This window comes from Paraburkholderia panacisoli, from assembly GCF_008369935.1.
Taxonomy (GTDB): domain Bacteria; phylum Pseudomonadota; class Gammaproteobacteria; order Burkholderiales; family Burkholderiaceae; genus Paraburkholderia; species Paraburkholderia panacisoli.
Map to the genome: position 1 here is coordinate 61,567 of NZ_VTUZ01000038.1, position 13,605 is coordinate 75,171.

Consider the following 13,605-nt stretch of genomic DNA (forward strand, 5'->3'; position numbering starts at 1 on the left):
GGCGGCATGCAGCATATTCACGGACATCGCAGCCGTCGCTCCCATCGGGTAGAGTGGATTAGTTACTGACGCCGGGACAAAATCATGCGCCGCACTATTGCAACCGTGTCGCTGAGCGGCACGCTGCCTGAGAAGCTCGAGGCCATTGCCGCCGCGCGTTTCGACGGCATCGAACTGTTCGAAAACGACTTCGTCAACTACAAGGGTTCGGCCTCGCAAGTGCGAGCGATGGCGAGCGATCTCGGCCTGAGCATCGACCTGTACCAGCCGTTCCGCGATTTCGAAGGGATGCCCGACGCGCAGTTCCGGCGCAGCCTGGAGCGAGCCGAGCGCAAATTCGACCTGATGCAGGAGCTGGATGTCTCGATGGTGCTGTGCTGCTCGAACACGTCGCCGCTCACCATCGACGACCCGGACCTCGCGGCGGCGCAACTGCACGAGCTTGCCGGACGCGCGGCGGCGCGCAACCTGCGGGTCGGCTTCGAGGCGCTCGCCTGGGGGCGCGCGACGAACCTGTACGGGCAGGCCTGGGAGATCGTGCGGCGCGCCGATCATCCGCACCTCGGGCTGATCCTCGACAGCTTCCATACGCTGTCGCTGAAGGACGACCCGGCCGGCATCGCCGGGATTCCCGGGCACAAGATCTTCTTTCTGCAGATGGCGGATGCGCCGCTGCTGTCGATGGACGTGCTGCAATGGGCTCGGCATTACCGCTCGTTCCCCGGCCAGGGACAGTTCGACATGGCGAACTTCCTCGAACAGGTGTTGCTGGCCGGCTATACCGGGCCGTTGTCGCTGGAGATCTTCAACGACGTCTTCCGCGAAACGCCTAACCGCCGCATAGCCGTCGACGCGATGCGCTCGCTGCTTTATCTGGAGAGCCAGGTGCGCGACCGGCTCGAGCATCCCGCGCCGCCCGACGGCAAGCCGGACCATGCGAAATACGCGGAGCAGCGCGCACGTGTGCTGCAACGTATCGAACTGTATAGCCCGCCGCCGCTGCCGGAGATCGCCGGGCTGTCATACATCGAGTTCGCCGCGGACGAGGCGTCGGCCGCACAGTTCGACACGCTCTTGCAGCAACTCGGCTTTCGCCGCGCGGGTCGGCATCGGTCCAAGGCAGTGGTGCTGTACCGGCAGGGGGACATCAATCTGATCGTCAACGCCCAGCCGAACTCGTTCGCGCGATCGCGTTTCGAAACGCATGGCCTGTCGGTCTGCGCGCTTGCCGTGCGCACCGCGGACCCGGAAGGCGCGGTCGGCCGCGCAACGGCGATGCAGTCCAAGCGCTACGACGGCCCCATCGGCCCCTACGAGCAGCGCGTGCCCGCGGTCGTCTCGCCGGGCGGAAGCCTCGTGAGCTTCGTATCGTCGGCGCTCGGTCCGAATGGCCTTTACGAGGCCGATTTCGTGCTCGACGACGAATCCGACGCGGCCGGTCAAGGCGTCGGGCTGCAACAGATCGACCATGTCGCGCTCGGCCTCGCGGTCGATCAGCAGGACACGTGGATTCTGTTCTCGCGCGCGGTGCTCGGCCTGGAACCGGGCGAGAGCCTCGAACTGGCCGATCCGTTCGGGCTCGTGCGCAGCCGCGGCGTCGCCAACGCGGATCGCAGCATGCGCCTCGTGCTCAATGTGTCGCCGGGACCGGGAACGCGCACCGCACGGACGGTGGCGGCCGGCGGCGGCGTCACGGTTCACCACATCGCGCTGAACTGCCACGACATCTTCGACACCGTCGCGCGAATGAGGGCTAGGGGCGCGCGCTTCGTGCCCATCTCCGGGAACTACTACGACGATCTGATCACGCGCATCGACCTCGATGAACATCTGGTGGCCCGCATGCGCGATGCCGGGATATTGTTCGACCGGTCCCAGGCCGGCGACTATTTTCACATTTACACCGAGAGCTTCAACGACGGTCTCTTCTTCGAAGTCGTGCAACGCGTCAATGCGTATGATGGCTACGGTGCGACCAATGCGCCGGCGCGGATGGCGTCACAGGCTCAACGCGGCGCTTGAACGTTTTGCGCGGATCTTGACGTACCCGCTCGGGGGCGCCGGCCGGCGCCCCCGATGCGTTGCGCATGCCAAGCCGCACGAACCACCCCGCTGGAAAGTGCGAATGAGCAACGCAAGCCCCCATCCCGTCACGCTTTGGTTATGATCCCGGCAGACCTCCACTTTTACCGCCGCGACTTTGTCCCGGCTCAGTTCCGATCTGCCGCGATCCGCTGCAAATGCAATGAGTGACCCATGAGTGACATCACACAGCCGCCGTTTTCCATTCTTTTCGTCGATGACGAGGAGATGTCGCGCAACCACTTCGCACGCGCGATTCGTGCGGACTACTGCGTGCATGTCGCGCAGAGCGCAAACGAGGCGATTGGCGTGCTGCGCGAGCACGGCGCGGAGATCGCCGTACTGGTGACGGACTACCGGATGCCGGGGCGCGATGGCGACGATCTGCTGCGCCAGGTCGCGCACGAGTATCCGCAGATCGTGCGGATACTCGTGACCGCGTATGCGGACAAGGACATGCTGTTGCAGACGGTCAATACCGGCGACGTGTTCCGTATTCTCGAAAAGCCGCTGCGCACGGAAAAGGTCCGTGAGGTCCTGCAATTGGCGATCGCGCGCTACTCGGAGCGGGAAACGCGTCAACAACGGCTATTGGCGATGGACGAGACGCTCGCTTTCCTCGCCCACGAACTCAATACGCCGTTGGCGACGATCTCGCTCTTTGCGCGCTCCGTCGAGAACGACGTGGTCGAGCAATATGATCCGGCGCGCCAGAAGGAGATCGGTCACGCAGCGACGTCGATGCTGAACAATGCACAGTATTGCCTGACGCTGATCTCGTCGTTCTGGGAGACGGTGCACAAAAGCGGCGGCCAGCAGTCAGCCTCGGAGGCGGGCAGCCGCGAAGTCAAGGCGACGCGTCTGATCGCCACGCTGCTCGACACCTATCCGTTCGTCGGCTCGCAGCGCGACTGGATACGGGTCGAGGTGCAGGGGGATTTCGTCGTGCGTGCGATGCCCAATTGCGTGGCGCTGGTGCTTTCCTCGCTGCTGTCCAATGCGCTGCGCGCGCTCGACGGCACGACCGAGCCTGCGCTCTGCCTTGAAATCGTGGACAGTCCCGAGCCCGAGATCCGCATGCGCGACAACGGTCCCGGCATCGCACCCGAGGTCAAGGCGCGCTTGCTGCTGGACCCCGTCACCACTTACGCCGGGGCGGGCGGCCACGGCATGGGGATGATCTTTTGCAACCGCATCATGCAATCGTTCGGCGGGTGCCTGCGGATCGAGTCCGAGCTGGGCACGGGGACCACGGTCACGATGGGTTTTCCGGGTGCGAAAGGGCGGATGCTGGCCGCGGGCCAATGAGCACACGTGCGCGGCCGACCTGCATGGTCACACCGCGAGCGGGCCGCTACTCGCTCAACGCGTCGCGATGAGCGCGCCGCGCTTTGGTCGACCCGTAATACCGCAGCAACGCGTCGGCTGAACGTTCGCCCAACGAGCAGATTCGTGCGAGCCAGTCGGGCTCCGCGGGCCATTCACCGTCGATCACGCGCGGATATATTTGCCTCGCGAACTGATGCAGCGCCCTTGCTCCAATGTTGCCGCTGACGCCGAGCAGAACGTGCAACGCGCCGTGCGCCGACTTGACGTCGAGGGCCGCGGCGCTGGCCGCAAGCCGCTCGACCAGCGAGCGGATCTGTTCGATGCCGTTGAGAAACGAGTCGTCGAGCAGATCGAGCGCGACCAGTTCTTCGAGGTGATCTTCATCGAGCAGGTCGTTTTGCGCGATGGCCACAGGCTGTTCGATCGACGCAACAGGCGCCGGTGACAGTTCCGTTTGCGCCGCGATGTTCAAGGCGGGTTGTGGTGCAAACTGTCTCGCAAGACACGCGTAAAGAGAGCCGGCCTGCACCGGTTTGATCATCACCTCGTTCATGCCGGCGGCGAGGCACGCGTGCACGGATTCGATATCCGACTGGCTCGTCAACGCGATGATCGGCACGTTCGCATGCAGGTCGGTGCGCGCGCGAATCTGCATGGTAGTGTCGACGCCGCTCATGCCCGGCATGTTCATATCCATCAGGATCGCGTCGATCGCGCCGTTTTGCTGCAACCGGGCCAGCACGGCTTGCCCATGCTCGGCCTCGATCACGCTCGCGCCGCAACGCTCCAGATAGGTCTTGGCAACCAGTCGGCTGTAGGTGTCGTCGTCGGCCACGAGAATCGATTTGCCGGCAAAGCCGTCTGAACGCTGGCCCGCATGATGCCGGCCGCCGTTTTCGAGGAGCGTCTGCAAAGCGCTGATCAGATCCTGCACGCTCGACGACTTGCTGATGATTTCATCCATCCCGGCTCTGCGGGCGTGCACGCGGACCGCGTTGCCGGGCTCCGCCGTATACGCGGCAATCAGCACGCTGCGGTTCGGACATGCGTGGTCGGCGCGAATCTTCTCGGTGGCGGCATAGCCATCCAGAACCGGCATGCTGATGTCCATCAGCACGAGGTCATAGGGCGACGACTGCCGCAGCGTCGTCAACGCGATCGCGCCGTTTTCGGCTTCGCTCACATGGGCGCCCGCCCGCGTCAGTGCGCGACCGGTTCGGGTCCGCTGACCGGCGTCGTCGTCGACGATCAGGATGCGCTTGCCTTCGAAAACCGGCGCGGCGCGCTCGAAAATCCGCTGCTCATGTTCCGCGACTTCGCCTTTCGATACGGTGGGAAACCGCAGCGTGAATTCCGTGAACTTGCCGACTTCCGACTGGCAACCGATGCTTCCGCCGAACGCGTGCATCGCGCGCTGGCAGTACGCGAGCCCGAGGCCCGTGCCTCCCGAATTGCCCGCCGTGCGAAACGGCTCGAACAGATGCGGCAGGATCTCGGGCGCGATGCCGCTGCCGGTGTCGCGCACGATCACCGACTGTTTGTCGACCGTGAGCGTGAGCGTTGCCGCCGGATGCGTGGCAATGTGATAGAGCGCGTTCTTGATCAGGTTGAACAGCGTGAACAGATAGACGGTCTCGTCGACTTTGAAGACGAAATCTTCTCGCACCACGAGCTTGACCTTGCCGCGCTCCTTGACATCGTCGAAGCCGTATTCTTCCAGCGCCTTGCTTGTGGTCGCCGCCGCGCTCAGATAGGTCAGGCGATCCGAGCGAACGGATTTCGCGCTGACTTCGTCGAGTGTCATCGCGATGATGCGCAGGCCTCGCTCGATCGACAACTGTCCTTGCGCGAGATGTTCATACAGCGCCGCCGTGCCGCCGGACGGCGGCGCGGGCGCCCGGTTGGCTTCCGTCGTCGCCGGCAAGGCTTCTTCCACGCGGTCCAGAACGTGCCTCAACTGGCTGAGCGGGTTGCGCATTTCGTGCGCGATCGAGCCCGCGAGCGCCTGCAGCGCGCGGTTCTTTTCGACGAAGATGCGCCCCTTGCTGATCGCATGGCTGAACGCCATGCTGCACAGGACGACGACCGGTAGCAACGCGAGATTGGACTTGTCGGCCGCGGCGAGGACGATCGGCGCCGGGGCGGAGATCACCGCGGCCGCCGCGCCGGAAAATACGCCAATGCCGATACAGGTGAGCAGCAAAAGCGGATTGTCGATACATAGCGCCATAATGAAAATCATCATGACCTCGGTCATCATCCACATCGTGGAGAATGAATTCCTGACCGTAAGAAATGTGCAAACGAACGGCAATACGTAGATCAGCGCGCAATGCCAGTAAATCAGCAGAAAATGGTTAAAGCGCTTTGGCCAATGCGCGTGAAACAGCAATGGAATGCAAATGAACGCGGCACTGAGGCGGAGCCAAAGATTGTCGTATGGCTGCGGCAGGATATACGTCCACACGACGTAATAGATGGGGTGGCACAGGAGGCCGAGTGCGCCGCCCCATCGAATTGCAAACCTGCTTCGTTCCAGCATATCCCGCATGCTTTCGCGCGATATCGCCATCAGGCCTCCATTATCGTTACGATCCTATCAACTCGTGTTTGCTGCGTTGCTGCGTTTCCAGGCTGATCGGCGAGCCATTCTTTCCATGGAAAGGACCGACCGAAAACCCATACTTCTTCAGGAGACTGTGAGTATAGGAGACCGACCATACGGGCGGGCTGCCGATGATGAAGTCCGACGCAATGCCTTCCTGCCAGGCCGAGTAGCCCTCCGCGAAACACGTATAGCAATCGCGCGTGGACGGCAGTCGGAACGGAAAAGTCGTGTCGAGTCCGGCGGGGCCACGGGCGAAGCACTCAATATATAGCGTATGGCCGCGTGAAGCGAGTTCGGCTTCTACGCTCGCCGCGCGCGGGTGGGAGTCGTCGATCCAGAACTGCGCCCGCTTCAGATCGGCGGCGGTGAGGTAGGGCACGCTGGTGCTGCTCGCGAGGATCGCGCCGTCGAATTGCGGCAGCGGCGTGTCCGGGCTGAAGGTGTGCACCGACACCCGCGATTTGCCCAGCAGGTCCGACGCCAGTAGTTCTTTTGCCTGTTCGGTGAGCAGATTCACCTTGTCCGGCAGGTCGATCAGAATCAACTCCTTCGGCACATCCTTGTAGAGCAGATACTTGGCGACCGTCGTGCCGAGCCGCCCGGCCGCGCCGAATAGCGCGAGCCTGGTCTTGCCGAATTCGAGGTCGAGCTCGTTGCAGCAATGGACCGCCCAGTCCTTCAGCATCGCGGCCGTGGCCGCATGGCCGGTGGTGATATGAGGCGGCTTCGTATGCCGCGGCAGCGCGCCGTAATTGCACGCATACGGCGTGGAAGCGCCCATCGCCACCATGTTCAGGCCCGCTTGCCTTGCCAGTTCGAGGGCCGGAAAAAATTGCGTCTCCCTGAACCGCTTGATGCCGCGCGGGCTGCCGAGCCACATCTCGAGCGGCACCGGGCAGGCGATATTGGCGCCGATGACCTGAGAGCCCGAGTAGATCGGCGAAGCAATAAAAGGCTTGGTATTCCACAGCTCCTCTTCAAACGCGGCGTTTCTGTGTTTAACGTTATGAAAAGAAAATGAAAGCGTATCCCAGTCCGTAGCGTGAAATAGAAAACCGACGCCGCCATGCCCCGCGGCCAGGTTGTCCCGGATCTCTTCCGGATGAATTGTGTGTTTGAGCGTAAGTGGTGCACTATTCAGCTGCAAATGGAGACCCGCTTGCTCGACGGAGTTGGTCAACACTTCTTTATGAAGAGAAGTTTTCATTGGTTTTCCCTTAGGATGAAATTACGCTGGAAAATCAGCGCGATGTAGCCAGTCAAAAGCGACAGACGACCCTGCAACTCTAGAGAAATCCGCTGTGATGTGCCCGTTTGTTCATTAACACAGCCTTGATCCCGTATTGGCGTAAACCCGTTGGCGGGACTTGAAGTCGATGCAATTAGCATATCGGGCGAAACGGAATAAATGACCATGTGCCCAGGCGGACGTTCTGCCGAGGGCGCGGCTGCGGGGGCCAAGGGGTGTCGGCGGTGTCGGTGTCGGGAGGTCGTGAGTCGTTCGTTTCAAACGATTACCAGGAACCACCGTCCTGCACGACTCGCCACGACCGCCGTCATGAGATTGTCCGGCCACCGGCATCTCGTTCGCAGTGGTCACGCCGAATCGCGCGCGTCAGTTGATCGGCCAGGCCGCGTTGTCCCACCGAGCGACGCCGCGTTTGCCGTCCCCAGACCTCGCGGGCGCGCCGTACGGCACCGACGCGGCCGGACGGTGGTCGTCCAGAGATCGGTCACGTTCTGGTTTACCTGGAACTGGACCGGTCGAGTCGAGCACGGGCGCGCCAGTCAAAGCATTCATCCAGGCCGTGAGTGCTGTTCTGCAAGCGGCGTTGGATGCGGAGCGCGGCCAAGGTCGGGCAGGGCAATTGTCGGTGGACGTGCTACGTTCTGGTCCGGCGCGGCCTGTCGCCGCGCGCCACCCTCGCGGTGGCCGCGAGGCGCTGTCAGTCCGTTATCAGCCCGCGGGCGGCCGCGAAAAGCGAGTGCGGATGGCAACGTCCCGTCCATCCCACCCGGCCTACCGCGTAACGGCGTACCCGATCCGCGCAATCCACCGATGCTGGTTGTAGTCGAGAATATCTTCGCCGTAGCCGGTAAAGAATCCGACCCACAGAAAGCCGCCCCACGAACTGTTGATCAGCTTCGCCAATGGATAGGTGAACTGCGTGTCGATACTGCCGTAAGTGGATTTCGTGCCCTTTCTCAAGGTCGTAGCCAGTTGCCAGCCATCTGTACTGCCGTACTTGAGCAGCAGATCCACATAACCCCGATAGTCTGCGATATTCGAGTTCTCGCCTGCAATGTGGACGTAGTAGTAGATCTTCGGCTCCACGGTCAGGTGATTGCTGTTCAGGTCGCCGAATTCCCACTTCGGGCGCACGAAGAGAATGTCGATGCCGCGTGATTCCGGACCGTCGCGCCCATTCGATTCGTGACTGTAGCCGGCCGCTATGCCCATCTTGCTGAACCACGAACTCTTCCAGCCGGTGTCGTCCAGCGAATAGAACAATTGCGGCATGTAGCTCGTATCGCGGAAGGGCGCGGAGTACTCGCCGAGATCCCACAGCGAGGTTTGCGTATAGCCAAAATACAGGTTATCGACGAAGCCGCGTGAGCGCGGATCGTCCGGCACGACGAGGCGGAATTTGAAGCTCAACTGGAATTTCGCGAGGTTTTCTCCGTTCGAGCCATCGGCAAAGTACATCGGTTCATAAGTGGAGAAGCGGCTCAGGAAGCTATTGACTTCAGGGGTAGGCGCATTCGCGCGAGCGAGCTTCGGAGAAACGGGGAAAGTACTCGCGGGCTGTTGCGCGACGCCAGCAGCCTCGTCATGAGAGCCTTCAGCCGAAGCCAGCGCAGCCGACTTGCCGGATTCGGGCGGCCGGGTGAGCAACACGAAAGAGGGCGAGACGTCGAGTTCCGGCACGTCGATCTTCATCGCGCCGCGCGCCCACTTGGGCCACGTGCCGCTGTAGCGGATCGCTTTGAGATCACCCGGCGCCAGCTTCAGATGGTCCGGCGCGCCGCTCTCACGCGTGAGCGTCAGTGGCTTGGGAATGACATCGGAGTTGCTGATGGAAATGTTCAACTGCGCGGGAACGTCCATCTCCGTGCCGCCCGGTTGATCGCCGGAATAGACGACGATCACTTCGAGCGGTGCGGTGGAGAGCGCCTCGCGCGGCGGACGCAGCACGGCCACGCCTGCAAAACTGTAAGCCGGATAGCTGGCGCAGAGCACCAGTACGCTTAAACCCAGAGGTAACCCGCGAAAGTGTGAGTCATTACCGCCATGGGCGGAAATGCGGTCTCTCCTTACTCGAAACATCAATCGATTCCACACAGGGACTCCTATTGATCTACGAATGCAGGTCGCAACGAAAAGATAACGTCAAAGCGGAGTATCGGGGTAAAAAAATTCTGGCTCGAGCGAGTCATGATGCAAGCGTGACCGTGTGTCGGTGATAGTTTTTATCTGGTCGTCCCCTGATCTCAGGCGGCCGTCGAGCTTGACCAATTTCCTCACGCCATATTCATCCGTCGCGCGATCGGATGAGTTCTCCGCAATGTGGGTTTCGTGAGCGTGCAGGAAAGAAGCTCTATTCGATCGATGGCCGTTGCATTTCTGCAACGTATGAATCGAGGGTTTGTCGATTAAAAATCGTCATGGCAGCGCGCGTCTGCATGCTGCGTGTGAAACGTAGAGAGGGCTTCTCGCAGATTTAACATTCGCGGCGATGAGTCAATAGGCATGCTGAGTTTGTGCGGCCGTGCAGATCACGATATGACCTGGTTGCCAGAGAAAAAACATTCGCACCCCCAGGCTTATCCACAGAAAACGTTCATAACGTTGTGGACAAGTCCTGGCTAGCCGCGCTAACTGTTTGAGCGCACGGGATATTGTTTGCGGGTGCAACGAACGCGCGCGCCGCGCGCGTCAGCGGCAAACTGCCAGCGCCAAATAGATCAACCCCTGCGCTCACTCCACCGGCGACGCCAGCAACGACACCGGCACGCCATGACAATCCACCTTGGCCAGAATCTCCGCGCCGAGTCCGGCACCCGCTTTCGTGCGGGTGTCGAACGAACCGGGGTTTCTGTCGGCCCTCAGGATGTTCAGCGGCCACGACGGCCGGAACAGTCGCTCGTGGGCGAACGCGCCGACCCACAGCGGCGTGGCGGAGGTGCCGTTTTCCACCGCATAACCGCTCGGCCAGAAGCGCAGCACGTCGCGTTCGGCGCGCGTGTCGCCGGGACGCATGAGGACCAGCGACGAAGGCACGCCGTTGTTCAGCTTCGGCAGCACCGGCAGCGACACCGCCGCGACGTCGGGCGATGCGAGCGAGAGCAGGCTGTGCGCAGACACGTCGGTGCCCTCGACCCATCCCTGGGCGCGCAGTTGCCCGCGGATCGAATCGAGGTTCGACACCCACTGCAGCGTGAGCGGCTCCTTGCGGTCGCCGCCCATGTCCGAGCGATAGCACGGCAGTTGTTTCCACACGGAAAGGGTCCAATCCGATTGCGTGACCAGGACCGGCGGCGGGTGTTGCACGCTGCCCGGCGGCGCCGCCGGCAGGTTGACGGCGAGTTGCGCGCCCACGCTGACCAGCACGACCACCAGCACGAGCGCGGGCATGAACTCGCGTTGCGGCGGCGCTTGCGGATGCCGCCACATCGCCGTCAGCGCGACGATCGCGACCCACACATACGCGAGCGCGGCCCCGCCGATTGCGTCGGACAGCCAGTAGCGCCCGAAGTACACGCCCGCGAGCGCGACCACGATCACGATGATCGTGCTCACGGCCGCCACCAGCACGGCTTCCACCATGCCGACCCGCCGCGCGAGCAGGAACGCGAGGAAGCCGTACACGATGACCGTCGCGGCCACGTGATTGCTCGGAAACACGTAGTGGCCGGTCATCAGTTCGTTGGGCGGCGTGCGTTGCATCGCGAACTGCAGCCCGAAGATCAGCAATTGGGAAAACGCCACTGCGGCGAGCCAGTAGCCGATGGTGCGCCAGCGCCGCTCCCACAGCATCCACAGCGCGACCATGACGATCAGCGACGTCAGCGTGATCCCGCTGCCGAGTGTCGCGAGCGCCGCGAGGACGGTGTCGCCCCACGGCGTGCGCACCGATTGCAGGAAGTGATAGACGGACAGGTCGAGGGTCGTCAGCGGATCGCCGCTGATCACGTCGCCGAGGACGCCAACAAAAAGCGCGCCGGACACCAGCACAATCAGCGACGTTACGAGCAGACTGGTCGCATCCGGCGTCTCGGGGTCGAGCATCTTGCGCGCGACCCGGCCGAGCGGACCGGGGTGCCGGCATGCCCAATCGCCGAGATGGCGGCCCGCCGCGCTCGACCACGCATTGGCGTGCGAGAGCAGGAAGCGGGCGCCGCGAAAGCTCAGCCAGACGATGCACACCAGCAGCGCGAGGATCACGACCAGCCGGAACGACACCGCGCCCGCCAGCAGCACCGACGCACCGAACACGACGCCCGGCAGGATATGGGCGGGCGCCCACAGCAGCGCGGACAACACGTTCATCGCGTAAAAGCGCAGCGGCGGCATGCCGAGCATGCCCGCGACGACCGGCACGATGGCCCGCAGCGGACCGATGAAGCGGGCCAGCACGACACTCTTCGCGCCATGCTTGCGAAAGAAGCGGTGCCCCGCGTCGAGCACCTCGGGGTGCTTGCGGAACGGCCATAGCTGGACGATCTGTTCCTTGTAGCGGCCGCCGAGCCAGAAGCTCATGCCGTCGCCGGCGATCGCGCCGACGATGGCCCACACGAAGACCCAGCCGAGGCTCAGCGAACCGGTGCCGGTCAGCGCGCCGGCGAGGAACATCGCGGTGCTGCCGGGGATGAAGGTGCCGATCACCGCGACCGCCTCCAGGAAGGACGCGAGGAAGACGACCGCGAGCATCCACGCCGAATGGCCGGCTAGCTGATGCAGAAGGTGGATGTAGGCGTGCTCCATCGTGCGCGATCGGCCGTTCTGGCGTGTCAGCCGATCATAACGCGCAAGGGAGCGGTGTTATTCCCTTTTGGAAAGCGGCGGGCGGTGAAATGTCGGTGGGGAGTTCTGGAAGTGCCTGCTTGATGGGTCGCTTCGCGGCCGTGGGTTGGAGCGTTGCGGTCTATAGTCGTCCGGGTGGATGCTGTGTACGTCAGGGATGGCGGCGACGGCGCGCATAGCCGCGTGGCTACGCGCGTCGGCGTTGCTGGCGCCATTTTTTCGCGCTGCGTGCCGGGTCTCGGTGGGCGTGTGCAGCGTGTGGTACGACGTTCAGATTTCGTCTGTGAATTCGTCGACGAAACGCTGCAAACGGGCATGGCGAATCCCGGCGAGCCGCGCGCCGGTCGCGGTCTGGAAGCCGGACGCGAGCTTCAGCAGTTTCGTCTGGAAATGGTCGAGCGTGTAGCGCGTGTCGTCCAGCGGACGATGCGCCGCGTGCGGATCGGCCGGATCGTATAGCGCGCGGCCCAGCCGTCCGGCCACGTAGAAGCAGCGCGCCACGCCCAGCATGCCGATCGCGTCGAGCCGGTCGGCATCCTGCAGCGTCTTCGCTTCGAGCGTGGCGGGTGCGACGCCGGCCGAAAAACTGTGCGCCTCGATCGCATGCGCAGCGGCCTGGATTTGCGTGCGCGGCCAGCCGAGCGATGCCAGCACGCGCGCCGCCTTGTCGGCCGACAGCCGCGATGCCCGCACACGCAGCGGCGAGTCCTTCTCCACGGCCACGCAGTCGTGCAGCAGCGTCGCGGCGAACAGCACCTGCGCATCGCCGCCTTCTTCGGCGTGGATGGCCGCCGCGTTTTTCCACACGCGCTGCAGATGCGAGGTGTCGTGGGAGCCGTCGCCGTTGCCGGCGCGGTCGAAGGCGTGCGGCAGCAGGGTTTCGGCCAGTTCCTCGAAGGGGGCGAAGGCGGCTGTTGTCATCGGCGCGATCCGTGTCGAAAGCGGGCGATTATCGCGCATCGTGCGACGCGCGCCGCGCTCCGGGGCATTCGCAATTTTGATTCGCACCAGGGCCGCACGTGAACGAAGCACGCAGCGCAACGTCATACGTTTAGGGCGGCCCGCGTAGGGCGGCCTGCTTTGCGCGGCGTCGCGCCCAAGGCAATTCAATGATGTGGTGGAGTAAATGATGAAGATCGTAACGGGCAGTATCGCAATGTCGATGTCGGCGCTCGTGGTGGCGCTGATGCTCGGCGCGGCGGGGCCGGCTGATGCGCAGCTGTTCAACAATGCAGGCGGCGGCATGAGCGGCGCACAGCCGGTCGGCTCGAACAGCGCGGGCGCTACAGCGGGAGCGGGGGTGGGCGCCGGGTCAGGCACTGGTCTGACGACGGGCGTGGGAACGTCGGCGGGCGTCGCGGGCAGCACCGGCGTGGGCCAGCCGCTCAACACTATGCGGGCAAACGGCACGGCCCTGTATATGAATCCCGATCCGCGCGCGCCGAACGTGTCCGGCAGGGCGGCGCCGCTTCGATAGCGGATTCCCCACGCTCGCATAGAGCACGCCGATCGCCCCGTATAAAATGCTTGTCCCGACGACCGGGTCCGGGTCGGGTTCGAC

At 63.4% G+C, this 13,605-nt stretch carries 8 protein-coding genes; 3 read left to right on the plus strand and 5 right to left on the minus strand.

What is annotated here, in order from left to right; all coding sequences use genetic code 11:
• Window positions 1-84: 84 nt before the first annotated feature.
• Window positions 85-2,022 (plus strand): bifunctional sugar phosphate isomerase/epimerase/4-hydroxyphenylpyruvate dioxygenase family protein, encoded by a 1,938-nt coding sequence (locus tag FVF58_RS37835; RefSeq protein ID WP_149674785.1) that lies wholly within the window; start codon window positions 85-87, stop codon window positions 2,020-2,022.
• Between the two features lie 234 nt (window positions 2,023-2,256).
• Window positions 2,257-3,390 (plus strand): hybrid sensor histidine kinase/response regulator, encoded by a 1,134-nt coding sequence (locus tag FVF58_RS37840; RefSeq protein ID WP_149674786.1) that lies wholly within the window; start codon window positions 2,257-2,259, stop codon window positions 3,388-3,390.
• Between the two features lie 46 nt (window positions 3,391-3,436).
• On the opposite strand, the gene FVF58_RS37845 is transcribed toward FVF58_RS37840, so the two are convergent.
• The 5 genes from FVF58_RS37845 to FVF58_RS37865 form a co-directional block, all read right to left on the minus strand.
• Window positions 3,437-5,983, minus strand: coding sequence for an ATP-binding response regulator (locus FVF58_RS37845; protein WP_149674787.1), 2,547 nt, complete (start codon window positions 5,981-5,983; stop codon window positions 3,437-3,439).
• Between the two features lie 16 nt (window positions 5,984-5,999).
• Window positions 6,000-7,226 (minus strand): hypothetical protein, encoded by a 1,227-nt coding sequence (locus FVF58_RS37850; protein WP_188131060.1) that lies wholly within the window; start codon window positions 7,224-7,226, stop codon window positions 6,000-6,002.
• 813 nt (window positions 7,227-8,039) lie between these two features.
• Entirely contained in the window at window positions 8,040-9,215 is a 1,176-nt protein-coding gene (locus FVF58_RS37855) for a phospholipase A (RefSeq protein ID WP_246217365.1), read from the minus strand.
• 783 nt (window positions 9,216-9,998) lie between these two features.
• A complete protein-coding gene (locus tag FVF58_RS37860; protein WP_149674789.1) occupies window positions 9,999-12,005 on the minus strand; it encodes a bifunctional DedA family/phosphatase PAP2 family protein in 2,007 nt (668 codons plus the stop codon).
• 309 nt (window positions 12,006-12,314) lie between these two features.
• Window positions 12,315-12,965 carry an HD domain-containing protein gene (locus FVF58_RS37865; RefSeq protein ID WP_149674790.1) on the minus strand — a complete coding sequence of 217 codons (651 nt, stop codon included), beginning with the start codon at window positions 12,963-12,965 and terminating at the stop codon, window positions 12,315-12,317.
• Between the two features lie 208 nt (window positions 12,966-13,173).
• Between FVF58_RS37865 and FVF58_RS37870 the strand changes: the two genes are divergently transcribed.
• On the plus strand, window positions 13,174-13,521 hold the full coding sequence (locus tag FVF58_RS37870; protein WP_149674791.1) for a hypothetical protein: 348 nt from the start codon (window positions 13,174-13,176) through the stop codon (window positions 13,519-13,521).
• Window positions 13,522-13,605: the final 84 nt, after the last annotated feature.

Excerpts from the sequence above, each read along its gene's own strand:
- FVF58_RS37835 (WP_149674785.1), top strand. The coding sequence starts at position 85 with ATGCGCCGCACTATTGCAACCGTGTCGCTGAGCGGCACGCTGCCTGAG.
- FVF58_RS37840 (WP_149674786.1), top strand. The coding sequence starts at position 2,257 with ATGAGTGACATCACACAGCCGCCGTTTTCCATTCTTTTCGTCGATGAC.
- FVF58_RS37845 (WP_149674787.1), bottom strand. The coding sequence starts at position 5,983 with ATGGCGATATCGCGCGAAAGCATGCGGGATATGCTGGAACGAAGCAGG.
- FVF58_RS37850 (WP_188131060.1), bottom strand. The coding sequence starts at position 7,226 with ATGAAAACTTCTCTTCATAAAGAAGTGTTGACCAACTCCGTCGAGCAA.
- FVF58_RS37860 (WP_149674789.1), bottom strand. The coding sequence starts at position 12,005 with ATGGAGCACGCCTACATCCACCTTCTGCATCAGCTAGCCGGCCATTCG.
- FVF58_RS37865 (WP_149674790.1), bottom strand. The coding sequence starts at position 12,965 with ATGACAACAGCCGCCTTCGCCCCCTTCGAGGAACTGGCCGAAACCCTG.
- FVF58_RS37870 (WP_149674791.1), top strand. The coding sequence starts at position 13,174 with ATGAAGATCGTAACGGGCAGTATCGCAATGTCGATGTCGGCGCTCGTG.